Consider the following 21082-nt stretch of genomic DNA (forward strand, 5'->3'; position numbering starts at 1 on the left):
AGAACTCAGTGTGCATCGCCGCATGCTGCTGCAACAGGGGTGTCTCATTCGGCAAGGCCAGCTTGCCACCAGAACTCCTCTTGTGGCACGCAAGATCGAACACTCGGTCGTCGTGAATCACACCGGGTTTGGTGGAGGCTCTGTTCCTTGAGAGGATGGAGCGATGCCAGGAAATGGGAGATATCCAGCCGAGCTGCGTGAGCGTGCGGTGAGAATGGTGCTCGACAACGAGCGCTGCTATGGGTCGCAGTGGGAGGCGATCTGCTCGGTCGCCGACAAGCTGGGCCCGACCCCGGAGACGGTGCGGCTGTGGGTGCGCCGCGCTGAGATCGACGGCGGGACCCGGGCCGGGGTGACCTCAGCGGAGCGGGCTCGGATCAAAGAGCTCGAAGGCGAGAACCGTGAGCTGCGCCGAGCGAACGAGATATTGAAGGCGGCGTCGGCTTTCTTCGGGGCGGAGCTCGACCGCCAGTCGAAGCGATAGTGGCGTTCGTCGACGCCCATCGAGGCCGGTTCGGGGTCGAGCCGATCTGCGCTGTGCTGTGCGAGCACGGCGTCGGGATCGCCCCGTCCACCTATTACGCAGCCAGGTGCCGGCCGCCGTCGGCTCGGGCGCAGCGCGACGCCTGGTTGTGCGAGCAGATCGCTCGTGTGCACCGGGACAATTACGACGCGTACGGGGCGGCCAAGGTGTGGGATCACCTCAACCGCGTCGAGGGCATCACGGTGGCTCGCTGCACTGTGGAGCGGCTGATGCGCCAGCTGAGCCTCGAAGGGACCCGCCGGGGGCGTACGGTGCGCACCACCACCAGCGACCCCGACGCCTGCGGGCCCGCGGACCTGGTGAACCGGGATTTCACAGTGCCGGCCCCGAACCGGCTGTGGCTCGCCGATCTCACCTATGTGCGCACCCGCAGCGGCTGGGTGTACGTGTCGTTCGTGATCGACGCCTATTCGCGCCGGGTCCTGGGCTGGCAGGCCTCGCGGTCGATGCGCACCGAGCTGGCGCTCGACGCCCTGGAGATGGCCATCTCGGGGCGACGCCGCGACGGCCACGGCATCGACACGGTCACTCATCACAGCGACCGCGGATCGCAATATCTTTCCATTCGCTACAGCCAGCGCCTCGCGGACAACGACATCGTCGCGTCGGTCGGCACCAAAGGGGACAGCTACGACAACGCCATGATCGAGTCGTTCAACGGCCTGTTCAAATGGGAGCTGATCTACTCACGAGGACCGTGGCAAGGACTGCGCGATGTCGAGTTCGCCACCCTCGAATACGTCGACTGGTACAACCACCGACGAAGCCACAGCGCCCTGCTCACCGGCAGCGGCAACTACACCACACCCGCCGACCACGAAACCGCCTACTACCGTCAAACCGTCACAGCCACCCCGGCCGTGACTCAACAACCCGAGCCTCTACAAGACTCGGTGTGATTCATCGTCCGGGTACACCAAGTTATTGAGCGCGTCCAAAATCGGCTTGGGAACATTGTCCACGTCGAGCGAAGCGTCTTCGTAGATGTAGTTGATCGTCACGGCGACAGGACCGTCGATAGGTTGACTACTGTCCCATTCGCTCCTAGCCGCTGAGCGAACCGCATCCCTCCAGTCGCGGCGCCGCGCTTTCTTGTTCGCCTGCTGCGACACGGGCGGGCCTTCGATGCAGAACTCGAACGGCAGCGCCATGTCGGTGACGTTAGACCGACCTGGTGCGGTCGACGTGGGGTATTTTTCTCAAACAGCTAGAGCACGGGGTGTACGACATGGCTTATGACCTGAAGATCACGGGCGGGACGATCATCGACGGGACGGGTTCACCCCGCTTCGTCGGCGACGTGGGCATCTCGGGCGGCACGGTCGTAGCGCTCGGGGCGGCGTCCGCTGAAGCTGCACAGACCATCGACGCCACCGGGCGCATCGTGTGCCCCGGGTTCGTGGACATCCATACTCACTATGACGCGCAGATCATGTGGGACCGGCTAGTCAGCTGCTCGCCCTGGCACGGCGTGACCACGATCGTGATGGGCAACTGCGGCTTCTCGGTGGCGCCCACGCGGCCCGAGCACCGTGATCTCATCATGCGCACGCTCGAGAACGTCGAGGGCATGAGCGTCGATGCGTTGCGAGCCGGCCTCGGCGACTGGGGCTTCGAGACCTTCCCGCAGTACCTCGACGCGCTCGAATCGAACGGCGCTGCGGTCAACATGGCGGCGCTGATCGGGCACACCGCGGCCCGCATGTACGTCATGGGCGAAGAGGCCACCGAACGGGAAGGCACACCCGAAGAGATCGCTGCCCAGCGCGACCTGGTGGCCGAGGCGCTGCGAGCCGGGGCGCTCGGCTTCGCAACCTCCAAGGCACCTACCCATGTCGGCTACGAGGGACGCCCGGTGCCGAGCCGCGCCGCGACCACTGACGAGATCGTTGAGATCGCTCAGGCGCTGGGCGACGTGGGCGGTGTTATGCAAGCCACGGTGGGCCGGGGTTTGAGCCACGACGAATTCGCACGCATCGCCGAGACCACCGGGGCGCACGTGAGCTGGACGGCGCTGCTGGGCTCGGCACGAGGTCCGGGCAGCCACCGTGTCGAATTGGAACGTGCGCGCGAGATCGCCGCGCGTGGCCTGCCAGTCTTTCCGCAGGTTGCCGTGCAGCCCATCCAGTTCGAGATGAGCTGGAAGGCACCGTTCATCTACGAAGCCCTGCGCTGTTTCATGCCGGTGTCCCAGAGCGACCTCCAAGGGCGCAAGCGCTACTACGCCGACGCCGACTGGCGAGCCCAGTTCAAGGAAAAGGCGGGCAACGGCGGCAAGATCGGCGACCGCTGGGCTCGAACCGAAATCAGCTACTTGCCCCACAACCCAGAACTCGAAGGCCGCAACGTGCAGCAGATGGCCGACGATGCCGGCCAAGACCCGGTGGACTGGGTGCTCGACGTGGCGCTCGAAGCCGACCTGGAGATGCGCATCATCCAGGACGTGCTGAATCACGACCCCGACGACATCGACGAGCTGCTGCATGACCCGACGACCGTGATCGGGCTGTCCGATGCCGGGGCGCACGCCAGCCAGCTGTGCGACGCCAAATACTCCACGGAGTTCTTGGCGACCTTCGTGCGCGATCGGGGCAGCTTCGACCTCGAGACCGCCGTCCACATGCTCACCCAGCGCCCCGCCGAGGTGTTCGGCATCTCCGATCGTGGCACGCTCGCGCAAGGCAAGCCCGCCGACGTCGTGGTGTTCGACGCCGACGAGGTCGGCCATCTGGGCAAGCGCCGGGTGTACGACCTGCCCGCCGGCGCCGACCGCCTCATTTCTGATGCGAAGGGCATCGATGCAGTGGTCGTGAACGGCACCATCATCCGCCGCAACGGCGCCGACGCCGTCGATCCGCACGGCCCACTGCCGGGCAAGCTGCTGCGCAACGGCAAGGGCTGAGCCGCTCCTTCATCTGCCGCATCGACGGCGGCACCAGTCGATCCTCAGGGCTCAACGACCGGCAGTCGGCTATGCCGTGGCCAGGGCCGAACGGCTCACACCAAGCATCCCTGCAGGACGCGCCACGGCAATTCACCGGTTGCATACGACGGGCGTCATGGCAGGCTTGCTGCCGTGATTGACCTGCGCTCCGACACTGTTTCTCGCCCGACCGCTGACATGCGGGCCGCCATGGCCGCTGCCGAGGTTGGCGACGACGTCTGGGGTGACGACCCCACCGTCAACGAGTTGGAGCGCTACACCGCCGAACTGCTCGGCACCGCGGCGGCCCTGTATGTGCCGAGCGGTACCCAGTCGAATCTGTGCGGGCTGTTGGCACATTGCGAGCGGGGTGACGAGTACATCGTCGGCCACCACGCCCACACCTACATGTACGAGGGCGGCGGTGCAGCGGTGCTGGGCAGCATCCAGCCCCAGCCGGTGCCCACCGACGACACTGGCATGCTCGATCTCGAAGCGGCCGAGGAGGCAGTGAAGCCCGACAACAGCCATTTCGCCCGTACTCGTCTGCTGTGCCTCGAGAACACGATCGACGGCAAAGTATTGACGCCCCAACAGCATCAGGAAGCCCGTGACTTCGCCGACCGCCACGGCCTCGGGTTGCACCTCGACGGGGCGCGGCTGTGGAACGCGGCCGTGTCGCTGAGCCTGTCCCCCGCCTATGTCGCCGCCCCGTTCGACACCGTGTCGGTGTGCCTGTCCAAGGGCTTGGGAGCGCCTGTCGGTTCAGTGCTGTGCGGCACCGACGAGCTGGTGGGCAAGGCACGCCGCTGGCGCAAGGTGCTGGGGGGCGGTATGCGTCAGGCCGGCATCATCGCCGCAGGCGGGCTGTACGCCCTCCAGCATCACCTCGACCGTCTGACCGATGACCACGCAAATGCACAGCGACTTGCGGCAGGGCTCGAAGCCATCGACGGCATCACGGTCACCGGCTGCAACACCAACATGGTGTTCTCACAGCTCGAACGGAACGATTCCACCCTCGGCAAGCGAGTCGAAGGCCGAGGCGTCCTCGCCGACTGGCGCTTCGGTCGCTCCCGGATGGTGCTGCACCTCGACGTCAACGAGGCCGACGTCGACACCGCGCTGCAAGCCATTGCGGCCGAATTGGCGACGTAAACCCGGCTCGCATGGCGCACCCGGTTGCTACTATCCGCAGATAGAGGGCAGGGCCGTCGCCAGAGCGGACGAACTTTGGGGTTTCGACGGCCCCGCCCCCGTGCCGAACATAGCCATGCGCTCGGGCGTCACGCCGTTGAATTTCGGTTGATGTCACTCAGTCGGCGACCAGCTCCCGGCCAGCCGCCCGGGGCTCGCAGACGTAGTCGTCGAGGTTGGCTTCCTTGGTCATGTCGAAGTAGTCGACGTTGCGCCACGGCGAATTCACGACAATCCGGCCCGCTTCGTTGCGGTAGTAGCTGGTCATGCCTGGGTGCATCCAGACCATGCTCTCGTGCGCTTCGTCGACACGGTCCCGGTAATCGGTGTGCACCTCAGGACGCACCTCTACCGCTCCGAGGCCAGCCGCACACATCTTGCCGATCATGTCCATGATGTATCGGACCTGCATCTCCACGACGAAGATGAGGCTCCCGCCGTGGCCTGGCTGCAGGTTCGGCCCATAGAGGGTGAAGAAGTTCGGGAAGTCAGGCGTCACCGTGCCGAGATAGGCACTCGCGTCGTCGTCGCCCCACGATTCGCGCAGCGTTCTCCCTGAGCGGCCCACTGCCTCATAGGTAGTGATGAACCGCAGCACGTCGAAGCCGGTTGCCAGCACCAACACATCGGCCTCGCGTTCGGAGCCGTCCGAGGTACGGATGGTTTGGCCCGAAATCTCGGCAACCGCATCGTCGACCAACTCGACCTTGGAGTTGCGCAGCATCCGGTACCAGCCGTTGTCCATCAGCATCCGCTTGCCGAACGGCGGGTAGGTGGGCAGCACCTTGTCGAGCAGTTCATCGGCGCGGTCGCCGAGCTCGTCGACGACGTAGCGCGTGAAGTACTTGCGGTGCGCATCGTTCTGGGCATTGAGCGATCGCTCGGGGCGGTCCCAGTCGGGATCGGTCTGCAAGGCCGAGTGGATGCGGTCGTTGAATGTCCAGCCCAATCGCACCCGGTACCACGCTCGGTACAGCGGCACGGCTTCGAACAGCACCCGCATCGCATCGGGGACTTCCTTGCGGAACTGGTCGAACGGCGCCGCCCAGTGGTTGGATCGCTGGTAGATCGTGAGTGACTCCACGTCGTGCTGGATCTCGGGGGCGGTCTGCATGCAGCTTGCCCCATTGCCAACGATCGCCACACGCTTGCCGCTGACATCGGCATCGGCGGGCCAGCGCGCCGTATGCCAGGTCTCGCCGCTCCAGGTCTCGAGGCCGTCGATGTTGGGACGGATCGGCGGGTTGAAGATGCCCGCGGCACTGATGACGACGTTGGCTTCGATGATCTCCGTGGGTCCGTCGACGCCCTGAGCGTGCCCGTTCGCACCGGGCGCCGTGGCCGCGCCGTCATCCCGCCGGCGCAGGCCTGTTTCGTCGGGCGTCGCGCTCAAGCCCAGACTGCCGGTCTCCCAGCGCCCCTCGTTGTCCGCGACGTGGCGCACCTCGGCGCGCCAGACCTGGCGCTCGGCGTCATAGCTGATGCTCTCGACCGAGGTGTTGAAACGAATGCTGCGGCGCACATCGAATTCGTCGGCGACCTTCTCGAGGTAGCCGTGCAGCTCGTCGCGTAGGCAGAAGTACATCTTCCAGTCGTGCGGGGCGAACGAGTACGAGTACAGGTGGTTCGGCGTATCCACGCCCGCCCCCGGGTAGCGGTTCTCCCACCACACCCCGCCGACCGTGCCGTTGCGCTCGACAACTTCGTAGGGCACGCCAGCCTGCTGCAGGTTGATCGCCGCGCACAGCCCTGACGCACCGGCCCCGATCACCAGCACCTTGAAGCCGGGAGGCACGTTGACCGGATCGTGGTCCAGGAACTTGGCGAGGCCGAGCTGGGCGGCAGTGAATGCGCCGTATTCGTCGGGGACGTGCTCTCCCATTGCCGTGCTCAGCATCCGCACGATCAGGCCGTCGTCGGGCTCGGGGATCGCCATCGGGCGGCCGTCGCGCCAGGCACTCATCGCCTCGAACGCCGCCTCGCGCACTTCCTGGCGATGCTCGGGCGTCAAGCCGCCGCTGTCGTTGTCGCCGAGACCGGGCTGCCGCTTGGGGCGGTACGGGTCCTCAAGCCAATGCAGTTCGCCCGTCATCTGAACCAGCACCATCAGCAGCGTCGGGATGTTCGCAACGGCCACTGCTGCCGCGAGTGTCTCGTCGTCCACATCGGGTCGGCCAGCGGCCGTCGGCGCGCCGTAGTCGAGCGCTTGCGCCCCGTTCGTTGCACTGGCCTGGGACACCTGTGACATCACTCCCCCTCCGCCGAAGAGCCAGCGTAGGGCGTGGCGCGTCGCCGATTCCGGTGAAGCGAGTTACGCCGGTGTGCGTTCGGAACTCTCGGAGTCGGTCAGTCCTGCCTGGTGAGTTCGCCTCGCAGGTGATGGACGAGTTCGCCGTAGCCCACGGCGGCCATCCACAGTTCTGAATACAGCCTCATCCCCTCGACCGTGAGCTCGCGCCGCACCGAGGTCACTTCTTTGGCGGTCGGCGTGAGGCCGACCTGCTCGCTGGACAGTTCGATCACGAGGCCGCTGTTACTGGTGCGCACGGTGCCGAGATGGGTTTCGGTGACGCCCGACGGCTGGGCAATCGTCAACTCCAGTTGCCCATCGGGCAGGGCTCGCAGGTAACCCGCCTCGGAGTGCAACGGCTCGCCTGTGACGCGGTTGCGGGTGCGCTGGATCATCGACACGAACGGCTTGCCAACGTGGCTGAACACCAGCTCCTCCACATAGGTGAAGTCGTCGATCGTCGGGTAGTGGCCAACGCCGGTGCCCTGCCAAGTACCCAGCAACGGGGCGAGCGGTTCACACTGCAGATGCAACTCAGCCATCCCCGCAAGCTAGTGGGGATGATCGCGACACTGAGGCGCAGTGCACGTTCTAAGGTCTGCCGCCATGAGCGCAGCCATCGAGGTCGGCTTCAGCGTCAGCGACACACACCGCGTGACCGACGAAATGTCCCCGCCGCATCTGCCCAACAAGGTGCTGTCCACGCCCGACATGGTCCGCCTCATCGAGGGCACGTGCCTGTTCGGCGTGCAGCCGCACCTCGCAGAGAATCAGACCACGGTCGGCATTCACATCTGCGTAAGCCACGAGGCTGCAGTGGCCTCAGGCGAGGACGTCGTGGTCGCCGGCGAGATCAGCGAGATCGACCGCCGCCGCCTCGTGTTCGACATCAAAGTCACCCACGGCGACACGCTGATCTCCAAAGGCACCCACCAGCGGTTCATCGTCGGCGGCTAACCGCCGAACATCAACACAGAGCGGGTAACCGCCGAGCGACGACCGGGTTGGCTCACCGCCGCCGGGTTCCTATCGCTGTCGCTGTCGCTGGACGAAGCGAAGAATCCGCATCGTGTCGAGGGCCGTGATCCGGCCAATGGGGCCCGTCGCGTAACAGGCTTGGGCGACTTTGCCTCCCGGCGCCAGGATGAACCCAGTGGCATGCAGGATGCCCCGCTGAGGCTCGGTAAACGCGCCCGTCAGCCCCGACACTTCGTCGGGATCGGCGCTGTGCAGCATCCGCACGGGGCCCAGCTGCAGATTGTTCGCGAGTTGCTGAGTGGTGTCCTTGTCATCGACAGACAGCGCCACCACGCTCGCACCCAGCATCTTCAGCAGAGAGGCCGCGCCGTTGAAGTCAACCAACTGTTGACGGCAGTACGGTCACCAGTGGCCCCGGTACATGAGCACGACGCCCCAGCCGTCACCGAACACACCGGGGATCGTGACCTGCTGGTCTTCGAGATCGCTCAGCGTCAATGTTGGGAAGGGATCTCCGCTATCGAGTTTCATCTTTCGTGCGCCTCCCTGTTCACGGGCCGACATGGACGGTAGTGCAACGCTCCCACCGCGGCTCGCCGGCCCGCCGGCGGCCGGTAGCGCCCTGCCGTTCGGTCAGTCCATTCCCCGTACCTCCGGTGCGGCAATACTGGCGGTCGGCGCAGGCATGCGCGAGAAGGGGCGTAGATCATGATCGATTGGCTCGGCATCGGGCATCTGTTCGAGTTGTCCGGTGGCCAGGTGGTCCTGGGATTCGGGACGCCGCTGTTCGTCTGCGCTGCTGTCTTCGTGGCACACATGATCTTGCCCGCGCGGCGCGTGACCGGTTACGTCGCCGACCGAAAGACCGGCGAGCCCCGCCGCTACCGGCTCAATGGATTGGCGGTGTTCGTGCTTGCGCACATCGTGTGGTGGTTCGAACTCACCGGAATGCCGCGGGATTGGTTCTACCGGTCCACCATGTACGCAGTGGCCGGCGGACTGGTCATCGGCATCATCGCGACCACCGTTTTGGTGTTCACTCAGCCAGAAGGCGAACAGAAGAACCGCTTCTTGGCTTGGTGGTTTGGGCGTGCGCAAGAACTGCAGTTCTTCAACGGCCGCTTCGACCTCAAGATGTACTTCTACATTGTCGGCGGCACCATGCTGTCACTCAACGCGTGGTCCGGGGCGGTTTGGCACAATGACAACGTTGCCGATGCCAACCCCGGTCTGTTTCTCTACGTCGCTATCAATTCTTTCTACATGTTCGACTATTTTGTCTTCGAGCGGGTGCAGCTCTACACATACGATCTCATCCACGAGAATGTCGGTTTCAAGCTCACTTGGGGCGGGCCGTTCGTGTGGGGCTGGATGTTCGTCCTGCCGCTATGGGGCCTGGCCCCGGTCGCCGATCCGGGTTTCTCGAACGGATGGACGTACTTCTGGTTGATTGGCTCGACAGCGCTTTTCTTCGTGGGCTGGGTGATCTCTCGTGGCGCCAACTTGCAGAAGTACACATTCAAGCGGTGGCCCGAACGCAAGTTTCTTGGCATTATTGAGCCGGAGGTCATCGAGGCCGGCGATCGCAAGATCCTCTGCAGCGGCCTCTGGGGGGCGGCGAGGCACTTTAACTACTTCGGCGAAGGACTCTACGCAGTGTCCATGGGACTTGTCTTCGGACATTTCACCAATCTGTGGGCCTGGACATACGCCATATTCATTGTGTCATTGTTCGTTCCGCGCCAGATCGAAGACGACAAGCGCTGTGCTGAGAAGTATGGCCCTGAAAAGTGGGCCGAGTACAAGGCCCGAGTCCCCTACAGGATCGTTCCCGGGATCTACTAGTACCGGCTTGCTAGTTCATGAGCAATAGGGAGGCTCGCCATGTTTGAGCGGCTCGGTATCGGACACTTGGTCGAGCTGCCTGCATCACAGGCGCTGCTGGGATTTCTCACTCCGCTGTTCGTATTTGCCGCCTTCTTCGTGCTGCAGATGGTCCTGCCTGGACGGCACGTTCCCGGCTACGTCGTCGATCGCGAAACCGGCCTGCCCCGCAGCTACCGCCTCAACGGCCTGCTGGTGTTCGTCGTGGCCCAAGTGCTGTGGTGGTTCGAACTCACGGGCATGCCCAGGGACTGGTTCTACCGGTCGTCCCTGTATGCAGTCGTCGGCGGCACGGTGCTCGCCCTCATCCTGACCCTCATCGCGGTTTTCAGCCAGCCCCCCGGAGAGGTGAAGAACAAGTTCCTGGCGTGCTGGTTCGGGCGCGCTCAGGAGATGCAGTTCTTCAACGACCGCTTCGATCTCAAGATGTACTTCTATGTGGTCGGCGGGACGATGCTGTCGCTCAACGCCTTCTCTGGCGCGGTCTGGCACTACGAAAATGTCGAAGACCTAAATCCGGGCGTCTTCGTTTTCGCGGCGTTCTTCACCTTCTACGTTTTCGACTACTTCGTGTTCGAGCGAGTACAGCTCTATACATACGACGTCATCTACGAGCGTCTGGGCTTCAAGATGTTCTGGGGGGGTCTTATCGTATACGGCTGGATATTCACCATTCCGATGTGGGGCATGGCAGCGCATCCAGATCCGGGGCACGCGGCAGGATGGCGTTATCTCTGGTTGATCGGGACGCCAGCGTTGTTCGCCATCGGATGGTGCATCACCCGTGGTGCCAACATGCAGAAATACACGTTCAAGCGGTGGCCTGAACGCAAGTTCCTCGGGATCTTTGAGCCGGAGGTCATCGAGGCCGGCGAGCGCAAGATTCTCTGCAGCGGCTTCTGGGGCGTCGCCCGTCATTTCAACTATATGGGCGAAGGGTTCTTCGGACTGTCGATCGCCTTGGTCTGGGGCCACTTCGGCAGCCTCTGGGCGTGGATATATTTCGCCTACGTCGTTGCGTTGTTCACCTACCGCCAGATCGACGACGACAAGCGCTGCGCTGAGAAATACGGCCCTGGCAAGTGGGCGGAGTACCAGGAGCGGGTCCGGTATCGGATCATTCCCGGCATCTACTGAGCGGGCCCATCGCGGCGCTGGGGTGGGCGCTGCAGGACTCGAACCTGCGACCCCCTCCTTGTAAGGGAGGTGCTCTCGCCAGCTGAGCTAAGCGCCCCCGTCGGCCGGGTCTCGCAGGCTACCGCCGGTCTCGACAGCGGCAGGCGTCGAATCAGGCGCCGACGAGCCTGGCTGCCAGTCGGGGGGTGCTCGCGGCGATGGGCCCGAGGCGTCGGCTGTGCTCGAGATGGAACAGCTCCCTGCCCTCCGCTTCGCCGGTCCATGCCCCCGCCTCGGCACAGATCAGCACACCGGCGGCGTAGTCCCACACACCGTGATTGGAGTTGAGGTCGAGGTACGCATCGAGACGCCCGCAGGCCACGGCGCATAGGTCCAGCGCCGCCGAACCGAGAACACGCACCTGCCATACCGGCAGTTCGGGGCCAGGGCGTCCCGAGACACCGATCACCGCGCGTGCGCCGTGCTCGCAACCGCTCGGCGAGATTGACCGCCCATCGAGAGTGGCTCCCCCGCCAGCGCTCGCAGTGAACTCCTCGCCGGAGACCAGGTGGCGCACGAGACCAGCCACCGGCGTGAGACCTTCGACGACGCAGAGGCTGATGCAGTAGTGCGGGATGCGACGTGAGGCATTGGTGGAGCCATCGACAGGATCCACGATGACGGTCTCGTTGCCGACCCCACGGCGCAGACCTGATTCCTCGCTGAGCACGCTCACGCCTGCCGCGACGAGCACGTCCAGCGCTGCAGTATCGGCAACCTGGTCGAGCGCGTACTGATCAGGGCGGTCGCCGCCGTCATTCCAACGGTCAAATCCGGCGAGAGCAGCCTCAACTGCATCAGCGGTTCGCTGCAGCAGGCCCAGCCAGTCGTCGCTTTCTGGTTTCACTCGTCGAATGCTGCCACCTCAGCCCTATAGCCTCCGCGCATTGTCCCGGCGCCACGTGGGGAGCGTCCCGATGGCAGCGATCGACATCACGGGCTACGTCGCAAGCCTCAAGGACCATGCGCACGCGCACGGCTTCCACATTCACGACGAGCGGCAGTTCATCGAGACCTACAGCCTGCGCCAGACCTGGGAAGTCGATCTGCATCCGGCCGAGGCGTGCGGCGGCCCGCTCGACTTGCACCTCACACTGGAAGCTGACCCGCGCACGCTCCTGTCGTTCGAAGAAGTCCTGTGGGCAATGCCCGAAGACGATCTTCCGCCCGATGAATTCTGGTTGCCGCTGCTCTTCACCTGGGCGCTCCCGCCGCTGGATCACAGCCCGGACATGCTCGTGCTGGCCACCGATCTGGCGGGTCTGGGAGGCACGGCCCTGCCCGTGGAGGTATCCGCAATCGATTCCCTGATATCGGTGACCGACCCGACCAAGCGGACGCTCATGATCGTGGCCCGCAGAGAATTGTCGCTCCAAGCACTGCTGCAAGGCGAGGACGACATGTGCGCGCCGTTCGACCTGTGCGCCAAGATCTGCGACTACCTGCTGCACCACGCGAACGACTGGTACGACGAGGTGCCTGAGTAGCAGCTGTTCTATTCCGCCGCGCATGTGCTGCGAGACCAAACCCGGATGAATGCGCCCCAAGCACGCTCGGAAGCCCGGCTGGCCGAGAGCCTGGCCACCCATGAGCTGACCGACACGCTGGAGGCGCTCAGCGCCGGGGACATCCAGATGTCTCATGCGCGGGTGATCGCCCGCGAGGCACCCAAGAAGCACCGCCGCAGCGAAACGGAGTTCATCGAGCTGTGCCGCGCCTATCCCTCCGACACCGTTGCGCGTCACCCGTTCGCGTATGTCAGCCAGCAGGTGTACGCCGACATCGAGGCCGAAGCCGCCCACAAGGGCCTCGGCCCCATCGACGCGGAGCACGAGCTGCAACGCGCCGAGCGCTCGGGATCGATGCGGTTGGGCACAGACGGCATGTGGCATCTGTGGGCCAAGCTCGACTTCATCGCCGGTGTCGCCAAGGCACGGCGGGCACACACAGGCCTGTTGATCATTGCGGACTATGACGTCGTGAACGAGCGGCTCGTGAACCCCCGTCTTGATGACGGCACTCCCCTGTCAGCCCAAATGCTCGCCGAGCACGCCATCGACGCCAAAGTGCTACCCGCGGTGTTCAAAGCCGACTGTCCGAGCTGGCCCTGGGGCGAGCCCGCAACGCCAGCGACGCCCAACGGCTCATCCTGGCCGCACGCGACGGCGGCTGCATCGGCTGCGAACTCACCTCAGAGCACACCCAAGCCCACCACATCGACTACTACAAACACGGTGGTCTCACCGAAGTGCCGAATCTGGCCTCGATGTGCTGGGACTGCCACACCGACCTCCACCTACATGACCGCAAGATCCACGCCCCACCCGACTGGCACCCCCGCAGACCAAGGCCCGGCACCGCCCAGCCGAAACCCCAGCCCGGACCCCGCCCGAGCCCCAGCCCGCAGCCCATGACCCGACCCCAGGACCACACCGGGCTCACCGGTCCCCCATGCAGGACACACCACCACTGGCAGCCGCAGCCCCCAACCCGACCCGAAGCGAACAGTGGGCCAGGCTGGCCGCGGCCACACCCGCCCGGTGCCGGGAAGTGGTTCGAGTCGCTGACTTCGAGTCGACGGTGGGGCTGTCGGCGAGAGTCAGGCGGTCTGGATCACGACACCGGTCTCGCTGACACGGCCTGAGGCGATGTTGCGTTCGAGTGCCTCGGCTGCCTCGTCGGTGCCGACTGGGTAGAAGCAGCGGTACTCGTGGACGCCCGGCGCTGGCGTATCGCCGGCGTCGTGGTCGCCGGCTTGGTCGCCGAGAACCGCCCGGGACGAGGAGGCGCTGGCAGGGGCGGGAATGAGAGCCGGCTCCTCAGCGACACACAGATCCTGCGCGTATTTGCAGCGAGGGGCGAACTTGCAGCCCGGTCCCAAGCGGGTCATCTCGGGCGGCTGACCGCCGATGATCTCCAAGCGGGCGTGGCTGTCGTCGGTGACCTTGGGGATGGACCGGAACAGCGCTTCGGTATAGGGCATCTTCATGTTGCGGAACAGCGTCGTGGTGGGAGCGCGTTCCACAATCCGGCCCGCGTACATCACGACGACCTCGTCGGTGCGGCCCGCCACGATTCCCAAGTCGTGAGTGATGAGCACCAGCGACATGTCACGCTCAGCTCGCTGGGTCTCCAGCAGGTCCAGGATCTGGGCCTGCACTGTCACGTCGAGCGCAGTCGTGGGCTCGTCGGCAATGAGCAGCCGGGGACTGCATGCCAGCGCGATGGCGATCACGATGCGCTGGCGCATGCCACCCGAGAGCTGGTGCGGGTACTCGTCGATTCGGCGCTGGGGCTCGGGAATGCCCACCTCTTCAAGCAACTCGAGCGCAGCCCTGCGTGCGGCGCGTGCCGATAGATCCCGGTGAACCCGGAGGCCCTCGCCCACCTGCCGGCCGATCTTCATCACCGGATTCAGCGAGCCCAGCGGATCCTGGAACACCATCGCCAGCTGCGGGCCCCACATGTCGAGCAGCTGACGGCGACCCAGCGACATCATGTCGATCCCGTCGAAGGTGACCCTCCCCGTCGACATCACTCTCGACTTCGGCAGCAGCCGCATAACCGAGCGCGACATGACCGACTTGCCCGAACCTGACTCCCCCACCACACCAAGTCGGGCGCCCTCGGCCAGCGACCAGTCGACGCCGTCCACCGCCACCAGCGGGCCTGCAACGGTGTCAAAGGTGGTCCGCAGGTCCGCTACCTCAAGGAGCGTTGGCGCACTCAGCGACGCATGGTCACTCACGATGCCCCCTGGCGAGCCGAGCTCATCTGGACCCGCACCGGCGGCGCGTGTTCGCCGAACAGCGGCGTGTGGCAGGCGACGAATCGCCCCGGTGCGATCTCTCGCATCTCGGGCTCCTCGGCGGCGCAGCGCTGCGCTGCCAGGGGGCAGCGGGTGCGGAAACGGCAGCCCGACGGGGGCGCCATCGGCGACGGCAACTCCCCACCGATGCGACCGGCGCCAAGATCGGCCTCAGGGTCGGGATGCGGGATCGCCGCCAGCAGCAGCTCGGTGTACGGGTGGGCCGGCGCTTCGAACATCGCATCGGGTTCGCTGACCTCGCACAGCTTGCCGAGATACATCACGGCCACCCGATCGCTCACGTTCTTGACGACTGCCAGGTCGTGTGCGATGAACACCAGCGTCAGACCCATGAGGTTCTTGAGGTCCTCGAGCAGGTTCAGGATCTGAGCCTGCACCGAGACGTCCAGCGAGGACACCGGTTCATCGCAGATAATCACCTGCGGCACGCTGACGAGCGCTCGGGCGATGGAGAGCCGCTGCGCCTGACCGCCGGAGAACTCCCACGGGCGGCGATCCAGGGCGTCCTCGGGGTTGATCCCGACATAGGTCAGCACCTCGCGCACCCGAGGTTCGGCGCGCTCCCACAGGACCTGACGGTTGGCCCGGTAGCGGCGCAGCACCCACCAGAACAGAAACCAGTCCACGGCACCGGAGACGACCAAGACAACCAGCTTCGCCGTGTCGTCGAGACCTGCGATGTAGAACACCTGCAGTACCACCATGGCGCTTAGCGTTGTAGCCACGGCGCTGGCGCCTGCACGTTCGGGCTTCGCGAGCGACGCCACCAGCCACACGATGAGCACTGCGGTGAACAGGCTCAGCCCACCCGAGTTGAGCCACTGCGCCCAGCCTCCGAAGCTCGACCACGTGCGCCAGGCCAAGAAGGCGCTGGCAGCTGTGGTGACGAACACCCCGGCAAGGCCGACGGCCGCCGACACTTCCCCGAATTGGCGGGACATCAGGCTGAAGGGCAGCATCAGCGCGAGCATCACCCACGTCACGCCCAGCACGAGAGTGACCGCAGCCATCAGAAGCGCTACAGCCAGTGCCGGGAAGCCGATGACCGCAGCGGGAACCTGCGTCCAACCCAGTAATCCCTCCGCGGCCCGCTCCTCGACGGCCTCGGACACGATCCACAGCACAAACGCCACACACAACGCCAGGCCCACAATGCGCAGCAGTGTCGCGGCACGCCGCAACAGGCTCCCCAGCAGGCCGCCCATGCGCTCCTGCCACAATGCCATGGCAGTTCGCTTCGTCGCGTTGTCCCATGCGATGAACAACGGCTCGGCCACGATGTCGCGCACCGTGCGCCGTGGATTCAGCGAGGAGATCGGGTCTTGGTAGATCATTTGCAGCCGCGGCCGCACCTGCCGCATCGCTTCGTCGTCAAGAGCAGTCAGCTCTCGGCCAGTGAGCTGCACTGAACCCGAATTGGGCCGCGGCAGCTGCAGAATCGCCCGTCCCGTCGTGCTCTTGCCGCAGCCAGACTCGCCGACGAGCCCCAATGTCTCGCCTTCGAGCAGGTCGAGCGACACGCCCGACACTGCGTGGACCGTGCGGCCGCCCGCTGCTGGGAACTCCACGAACATATCCCGCGCACTCAGGATCGTTCCGGAGCGCAGGTGGGCGTTGCCGCTGCCTGCCACTACCGAACTCCCCCAGCGGGAACCATCACAAGACCGTGTCGACGAGTGCTGTGAGTCACAGCACCGACTCCCGCGGCTCGAAGTACTGCTGCAGCTTGTCGCCCACGAAGTTCAACGCCAACACGGTCACGAACATGATGATCGCGGGCATCAAGCTGATGTGCGCAGCGACGTCGAGGTTCGTCCTGCCTTTGTTGATCATGTCGCCCCACGTCGGCGTAGGCGGCGGGACACTCAGGCCCAAGAATGCCGCAGACCCCTCCACCACGATAAGCCCAGCCATGATGATCAGCGAGTAGCTGACGAGCGATGGCGCCACATTCGGCAGCACCTCGCGGAACAGAACCCTGCCGTCTCGAGCTCCGAGCGTTCGGGCTGCGAGCACGAAGTCCTGCCCGGCCCACGACAGAGTGGCAGCGCGCACCACCCGGGCTATCGGGGCGATCGCCAGCAGCACGAACGTGAAGATCAAGATGAAGATGCGGCGTCGGGCCTCGGAGTCCAAGAACAGGATCAACGCCAGGAACAGGATCAGTGGCGGGATCACGAGGGAGGCATTCAGCGTGGCGGTCAGCCAGCGGTCGACCCGCCCGCCGTAGTACCCCGAGACCATGCCTAAGAGACCGCCGATCGCCAGCGCCAGCAGGGTGCCGACCGTCGAGATCACCAAGCTCACCTGCGCCCCGTAGATCACCCGGCTGAACACGTCGCGGCCCACACCGTCGTTGCCAAACCAGTGCGACAGGCTGGGACCGTTCTTGGACGTGCCGGCAAACGTCTGGGTGGGATCCTTGATGGGCAGGACATCGGCAAATATGGCGGCGAGCCCAAGCACGACCAGGTAGACCACGGCCAGCCAGAAGAAGAATCCGAGCCGCTTATGCACGGGCGCCGACCTCCCTGCCACGCAGCCGCGGATCGAGCGCCAAGTAGAGGAAGTCGGACATGGTGAGCACGATGATGTACAGCGTCGAGATCACCAGTACCCCGCCCTGCACAGCGATGAAGTCGCGCTGCGTCACGCCCAGGAAGATGTAAGCGCCCACGCCCGGGATCGTGAAGATGAACTCGACGATCAGTGCGCCGCCAATCAGCAGGCCCATCGTCAGCCCGACCACGGTCAGCAGGGTGAAGCTCGACGGCCGCAGCGCATGCCGCCACAAGATCCGCCTGGTCGGCAGCCCCTTGCTTCGGGCCAGATCGATGAACGGCAGACGCAGCGTGCCGATCATGTCTGAGCGCAGCAACCGCATGAAGACCGCAGCCTGTCCCATCGCCAGCGACAACGAGGGCAACAGCATGTGCTTGAAGTGCAGCACGACGTTGTCGCCCAACGGTACGTAACGCGCCGCGGGCAGGGCGTGGAACCCGATCTCGTTGCCGAGCACACTGAGCCCGCCGATTGCCAAGAACAGCACGAGCAGAACCGCGAGCACGTAATTCGGCGTGGCCAGGAATCCCAGCATCACGTTGTTGATCGCACGATCCGAGGCTGAGCCCTGTCGGTACCCCGCCCAGACGCCGAGCGGCAGCGCCACTGCGAGCGAGATGACCACCGAGTAGGCCATCACCTGCAACGTCGGTGTCATGGATCGTGAGATGCCGTCAGCGATGTCCTCGCGCAGCACGATCGAGCTCCCCAAGTCGCCGAGCACCACACCGCCGAGCCAGTTGCCGTACCGGCTGAAGAAGGGCTCGTCCAAGCCCAACTCGGTACGGACGATCTCGATCTGGTCGGGCGTCGCGGCGGGCCCCAAGATGTTGATCGCCGGATCGCCGGGCAGGCTCGCCATGAGCGCGAACACCACGAACGAGACCCCGACCAGGATCGGTATCACGCTCACGATCCGACGGAGCGCATAGCGCCCGTCAGCGATTACCGCGCCCGCCGTGCCGATCGCCACGAGCACGCCGAACGTCCAGCTGAACGGGGGTCGAAAGAACCACGCCCAAGCGACCGTGGCGATCAAAGCGACGGTGACGATGCGCCCGAGTTGGTCGCGGGCGAGTTGCTTCATCCGCTCACTCCGGTGGTCCAGGCAACGCTCAGAGTCATGCTCAACCCTGACAGTCGCCGTCGCTCCCACCGCAGGCAACGGCAATCAGCGCAAACGCCGCTGCAGTTGCTACAGACCGCGCCCGTGCCAATTGCCGTCCCCCGTGCCGTCCTGGTGGGAGCTCAGCCTTGACAATTGCCCTCTGTGCACCAGATCTGTGTCAGATGGTGCTTGCCCGAGATGACCGGGAAGGCATTCTCCGCGTTGTCGGGAATGGGCAGGTCTGTGATGTTCTGCACCCGCGGGTTGGCGATGATGCCCCACAGTGTCCAGTAGGTCCACAGGTTCCAGACATTGCGTCCGAACGCCCGGTTGACCTCCTCGGCAGCAGCCTGCCGGGCAGCAGGGTCGGGGTTGTGGCGGATGACCTGGTACGCAGCGTCGATTGCGGGATCCTGGAAACGCCCGAAGTTCAGCGCCAGCTCGGGCACGGAAGGATCGATCGGGCTCGCCGTCGCGGAACTCCACCAGTACCACTGCTCGGACGGATCCACGCCGCCGTGGTTGCGCCATCCCTGCATCTGGAAGATCCCGACCAGCGCCAGGTTGATGTACTGGCCCTGCTCGATGGGCTGGATCGACACGGCCAGCTCGTCGCCGAAGGCGTCCGTCCACATCGACACGACGAGTTCGTTCGATTCGACGTTGAACGCGTCGTTGGTGGTGTTGAACGAGAACGCCACCGGATTCTGACCGCTGTCGGTCTTGCACTGCTCAAATTCCGCTGCAGCGGCCTCGAGGTCGTAGGACGGATAGCCCGAGTCCTCGAGGTGTCCGACGCTGCCGGGCGGGAACGGGCCGTTCGCCACCTGCACCAAGCCTTGGTGCCGCTCATTGGCGAAGCGGTCGCCGTCAAAGGCGTGGGCGAGCGCCTTGCGGCAGCTCAGATGCACCAGCGGGTTGGGTTGATCACCGAGTTGGAGCCCCAGCGGATCCATCGCGATCGGCTCAGCAGCGCCACGCACGAACGCCAGCACCGGATTCACACCCGCGGCCACGTTGACGAGCATGTGGCTGGTCTCGCCGTAGTCGTTGGCCTGCAGCAGCACGAAGTCCTCGCCTTCGTACTTGGAGATCTCATCGGCGTTGGCCGTGTGGATGATGTCGAACTGACCAGCTTTGAGACCATTCGAGCGACCCTGGATGTCCACGGCGACCACAAACTCGATCTCGTCGAGGTACGGCAGGTTCTCACCGGTGATGCCGTTTTCGCCTCGCCAGTAATCCGGGTTGCGCTCGGCGATGAAGCTGTTGCCGTTGCCGGGGGTGTAGCTCACGAACTTGAAGGCGCCCAGCCCGACCGGGGCGGAGGGATCGCCGGTGGCTTCTTCTCGCAACGCTTCGCGCATCTCCTGGGGCAGCGGCGATGCCGGTGACACATACAACGGGTTGTTCGGCAGTGTGTGCAACCACGCCTGGCTGAACATCTGGCCGCACGTTTCGGCCCGCCCTGCGGGGCCGAGGCCGGCTGCGAGCGGCTGTCCGGGACTGGCGGTGACCGTGACCGTCTGGCCCTCGCCGGTGACGTCGGCAATGCCCAGGAACGCCGGCCCCGTCAGCTGGCTCAGGCGGCACAGATTGATGTTGTAGGCCACGGCCTCGCCCGTCAGCGGCGTCCCGTCATGGAACTTGACGCCGTCGCGGATCGTCATCGTCCACACCATGTAGTCGTCGCTGTGCGACTCGGATTCCACGAGGTACGGCACGATCTCGCCGTCGCTGTCGGTGACATACAGCGAGTCGGTAATGGACCGGAAGATCATCCGGCAGCTGATCGCGCACGACGATGCGTAGTGCACGAACGGATTGGCCGTATCGGCCTCGATGCCGTAGACGAGCCTGCCACCGTAGGTAGGACCGCTCTCCGCCTCGCGAATGTCTTCGCCGGTGGCCTCGCCAGCCTCACGGGCTTCCACTACCTCTTCTTGCGCCTCATCGGGGGTGGTCTCGGGCGCAGCCTCAACGGCTTCGGTTGTCTCGGGCTGCTCGCTCGGGCCTTCACCTGTTTCGTCATCGCCGCCGCCGCCGCATGCAACTGCGATCAGCGCGAATGCCGCAACGATGACCCCGATCCGCCAGCCGAGCGGCCGCCGGGAAAGAGACTTGCGTCGCTCACTCGTGAGTTTCTCGGCGTCGCGCCGCGCTTCCCCTGTATGCATCGTGGACATTCCTCCCTCACGGCGCCGCCGCGGCGCTCTGCGCGCAAACTACTAGCCCCTGAGCACACCACTGACCTATCCCCAGATCGGCGCTTGGGCCCGGTACCGTGCTGCCGGGCCGGTAGCTCAGTGGTCAGAGCAGGCGACTCATAATCGCTGGGTCGTGGGTTCGATCCCCACCCGGCCCACTTGCCGTCGGCGTGCCCAGCCGACCGCGCCGTCAGCAGCGCAAGACAACTCAGTATCGTTGCGCCGCACGTTCGGGAAGGAATCGACCCGTTCGGTCCGGGGTAGCTCAGTTGGCAGAGCAGCGGACTGTTAATCCGTTTGTCGTGGGTTCGAGCCCCACCCCCGGAGCACCCCGTGGCGCTCAGGCCGCTCAGATCACATCATCAGCCCTGGGAATCCTCAGCC

17 protein-coding genes, 3 tRNA genes, 3 pseudogenes and 1 other annotated feature are annotated in these 21082 nt (G+C 65.1%); of the genes and pseudogenes, 10 read left to right on the plus strand and 13 right to left on the minus strand.

Annotated elements, in window-relative coordinates:
• Positions 1 to 163 precede the first annotated feature (163 nt).
• A protein-coding gene (locus ACOCMM_RS11615) for an IS3 family transposase (RefSeq protein ID WP_419551710.1) occupies positions 164 to 1443 on the plus strand; the annotation gives its coding sequence in 2 pieces (ribosomal slippage) (positions 164 to 443 and positions 443 to 1443; 1281 coding nt in all).
• Positions 442 to 570 (plus strand) — a sequence feature (AL1L pseudoknot). (Overlaps the previous gene by 129 nt.)
• Here ACOCMM_RS11615 and ACOCMM_RS11620 read toward each other — a convergent pair.
• Complete coding sequence (locus ACOCMM_RS11620) at positions 1426 to 1695, minus strand: RusA family crossover junction endodeoxyribonuclease (protein WP_419553313.1); 270 nt, start codon at positions 1693 to 1695, stop codon at positions 1426 to 1428. The two genes, ACOCMM_RS11615 and ACOCMM_RS11620, sit on opposite strands and share 18 nt — an antisense overlap.
• Before the next feature lie 77 nt (positions 1696 to 1772).
• Here ACOCMM_RS11620 and ACOCMM_RS11625 point away from each other — a divergent pair, with 77 nt between their 5' ends.
• Together ACOCMM_RS11625 and ltaE are read left to right on the plus strand one after the other, a co-directional pair.
• Positions 1773 to 3446 carry an N-acyl-D-amino-acid deacylase family protein gene (locus ACOCMM_RS11625; protein ID WP_419553314.1) on the plus strand — a complete coding sequence of 558 codons (1674 nt, stop codon included), beginning with the start codon at positions 1773 to 1775 and terminating at the stop codon, positions 3444 to 3446.
• Between the two features lie 219 nt (positions 3447 to 3665).
• Positions 3666 to 4625, plus strand: a complete 960-nt coding sequence (gene ltaE, locus ACOCMM_RS11630; RefSeq protein ID WP_419554870.1) for a low-specificity L-threonine aldolase — start codon at positions 3666 to 3668, stop codon at positions 4623 to 4625.
• 157 nt (positions 4626 to 4782) lie between these two features.
• Here the strand turns inward: ltaE and ACOCMM_RS11635 are convergent, their stop codons facing one another.
• Together ACOCMM_RS11635 and ACOCMM_RS11640 are read right to left on the minus strand one after the other, a co-directional pair.
• Positions 4783 to 6912, minus strand: coding sequence for a flavin-containing monooxygenase (locus tag ACOCMM_RS11635; RefSeq protein WP_419553315.1), 2130 nt, complete (start codon positions 6910 to 6912; stop codon positions 4783 to 4785).
• A gap of 98 nt (positions 6913 to 7010) precedes the next feature.
• Positions 7011 to 7496 (minus strand): FABP family protein, encoded by a 486-nt coding sequence (locus tag ACOCMM_RS11640; protein ID WP_419553316.1) that lies wholly within the window; start codon positions 7494 to 7496, stop codon positions 7011 to 7013.
• Between the two features lie 64 nt (positions 7497 to 7560).
• On the opposite strand from ACOCMM_RS11640, the gene ACOCMM_RS11645 reads away from it, so the two are divergent.
• Positions 7561 to 7911, plus strand: coding sequence for a thioesterase family protein (locus tag ACOCMM_RS11645; protein WP_419553317.1), 351 nt, complete (start codon positions 7561 to 7563; stop codon positions 7909 to 7911).
• Positions 7912 to 7980: 69 nt separating this feature from the next.
• Here ACOCMM_RS11645 and ACOCMM_RS11650 read toward each other — a convergent pair.
• Both ACOCMM_RS11650 and ACOCMM_RS11655 read right to left on the minus strand, forming a co-directional pair.
• Positions 7981 to 8322: pseudogene (locus ACOCMM_RS11650) on the minus strand (peroxiredoxin); the annotation flags it as partial.
• A 12-nt stretch (positions 8323 to 8334) separates the two neighbouring features.
• The gene (locus ACOCMM_RS11655; protein WP_419553318.1) at positions 8335 to 8463 is read right to left on the minus strand and encodes a hypothetical protein; all 129 of its coding nucleotides are present in this window, start codon (positions 8461 to 8463) and stop codon (positions 8335 to 8337) included.
• Between the two features lie 177 nt (positions 8464 to 8640).
• Between ACOCMM_RS11655 and ACOCMM_RS11660 the strand changes: the two genes are divergently transcribed.
• Together ACOCMM_RS11660 and ACOCMM_RS11665 are read left to right on the plus strand one after the other, a co-directional pair.
• Complete coding sequence (locus ACOCMM_RS11660) at positions 8641 to 9777, plus strand: DUF1295 domain-containing protein (protein ID WP_419553319.1); 1137 nt, start codon at positions 8641 to 8643, stop codon at positions 9775 to 9777.
• A 39-nt stretch (positions 9778 to 9816) separates the two neighbouring features.
• Complete coding sequence (locus tag ACOCMM_RS11665; protein ID WP_419553320.1) at positions 9817 to 10953, plus strand: ergosterol biosynthesis protein; 1137 nt, start codon at positions 9817 to 9819, stop codon at positions 10951 to 10953.
• 23 nt (positions 10954 to 10976) lie between these two features.
• Here ACOCMM_RS11665 and ACOCMM_RS11670 read toward each other — a convergent pair.
• Both ACOCMM_RS11670 and ACOCMM_RS11675 read right to left on the minus strand, forming a co-directional pair.
• Positions 10977 to 11050: transfer RNA gene (locus tag ACOCMM_RS11670), tRNA-Val, on the minus strand.
• Between the two features lie 54 nt (positions 11051 to 11104).
• Positions 11105 to 11839, minus strand: coding sequence for an inositol monophosphatase family protein (locus ACOCMM_RS11675; protein ID WP_419553321.1), 735 nt, complete (start codon positions 11837 to 11839; stop codon positions 11105 to 11107).
• A 70-nt stretch (positions 11840 to 11909) separates the two neighbouring features.
• Between ACOCMM_RS11675 and ACOCMM_RS11680 the strand changes: the two genes are divergently transcribed.
• Together ACOCMM_RS11680 and ACOCMM_RS11685 are read left to right on the plus strand one after the other, a co-directional pair.
• Positions 11910 to 12479, plus strand: a complete 570-nt coding sequence (locus ACOCMM_RS11680) for a hypothetical protein (protein WP_419553322.1) — start codon at positions 11910 to 11912, stop codon at positions 12477 to 12479.
• 728 nt (positions 12480 to 13207) lie between these two features.
• Positions 13208 to 13636 carry a hypothetical protein gene (locus tag ACOCMM_RS11685; protein WP_419554871.1) on the plus strand — a complete coding sequence of 143 codons (429 nt, stop codon included), beginning with the start codon at positions 13208 to 13210 and terminating at the stop codon, positions 13634 to 13636.
• On the opposite strand, the gene ACOCMM_RS11690 is transcribed toward ACOCMM_RS11685, so the two are convergent.
• From ACOCMM_RS11690 to ACOCMM_RS11715, 6 genes and pseudogenes are all read right to left on the minus strand, one after another.
• On the minus strand, positions 13592 to 14740 hold the full coding sequence (locus tag ACOCMM_RS11690; RefSeq protein ID WP_419553323.1) for an ABC transporter ATP-binding protein: 1149 nt from the start codon (positions 14738 to 14740) through the stop codon (positions 13592 to 13594). The genes ACOCMM_RS11685 and ACOCMM_RS11690 overlap by 45 nt on opposite strands.
• Positions 14737 to 15369, minus strand: a pseudogene (locus ACOCMM_RS11695) (oligopeptide/dipeptide ABC transporter ATP-binding protein); the annotation flags it as partial. The gene ACOCMM_RS11690 and the pseudogene ACOCMM_RS11695, both read right to left, overlap by 4 nt.
• A 687-nt stretch (positions 15370 to 16056) precedes the next feature.
• Positions 16057 to 16452 (minus strand): annotated as a pseudogene (locus tag ACOCMM_RS11700) (ATP-binding cassette domain-containing protein); the annotation flags it as partial.
• Positions 16453 to 16507: 55 nt separating this feature from the next.
• A complete protein-coding gene (locus ACOCMM_RS11705; protein WP_419553324.1) occupies positions 16508 to 17338 on the minus strand; it encodes an ABC transporter permease in 831 nt (276 codons plus the stop codon).
• Positions 17331 to 18470: an ABC transporter permease gene (locus ACOCMM_RS11710; protein WP_419553325.1), complete on the minus strand. Its 1140-nt coding sequence runs from the start codon at positions 18468 to 18470 to the stop codon at positions 17331 to 17333. The genes ACOCMM_RS11705 and ACOCMM_RS11710 overlap by 8 nt, the downstream gene beginning before the upstream one ends.
• A 161-nt stretch (positions 18471 to 18631) precedes the next feature.
• On the minus strand, positions 18632 to 20668 hold the full coding sequence (locus tag ACOCMM_RS11715) for an ABC transporter substrate-binding protein (protein WP_419553326.1): 2037 nt from the start codon (positions 20666 to 20668) through the stop codon (positions 18632 to 18634).
• 115 nt (positions 20669 to 20783) lie between these two features.
• Here ACOCMM_RS11715 and ACOCMM_RS11720 point away from each other — a divergent pair.
• Together ACOCMM_RS11720 and ACOCMM_RS11725 are read left to right on the plus strand one after the other, a co-directional pair.
• Positions 20784 to 20856: transfer RNA gene (locus tag ACOCMM_RS11720), tRNA-Ile, on the plus strand.
• A gap of 96 nt (positions 20857 to 20952) precedes the next feature.
• Positions 20953 to 21025: transfer RNA gene (locus ACOCMM_RS11725), tRNA-Asn, on the plus strand.
• Positions 21026 to 21082 lie beyond the last annotated feature (57 nt).

It is taken from the genome of Candidatus Poriferisodalis sp., from assembly GCF_965198245.1.
Taxonomy (GTDB): Bacteria; Actinomycetota; Acidimicrobiia; order Acidimicrobiales; family Poriferisodalaceae; genus Poriferisodalis.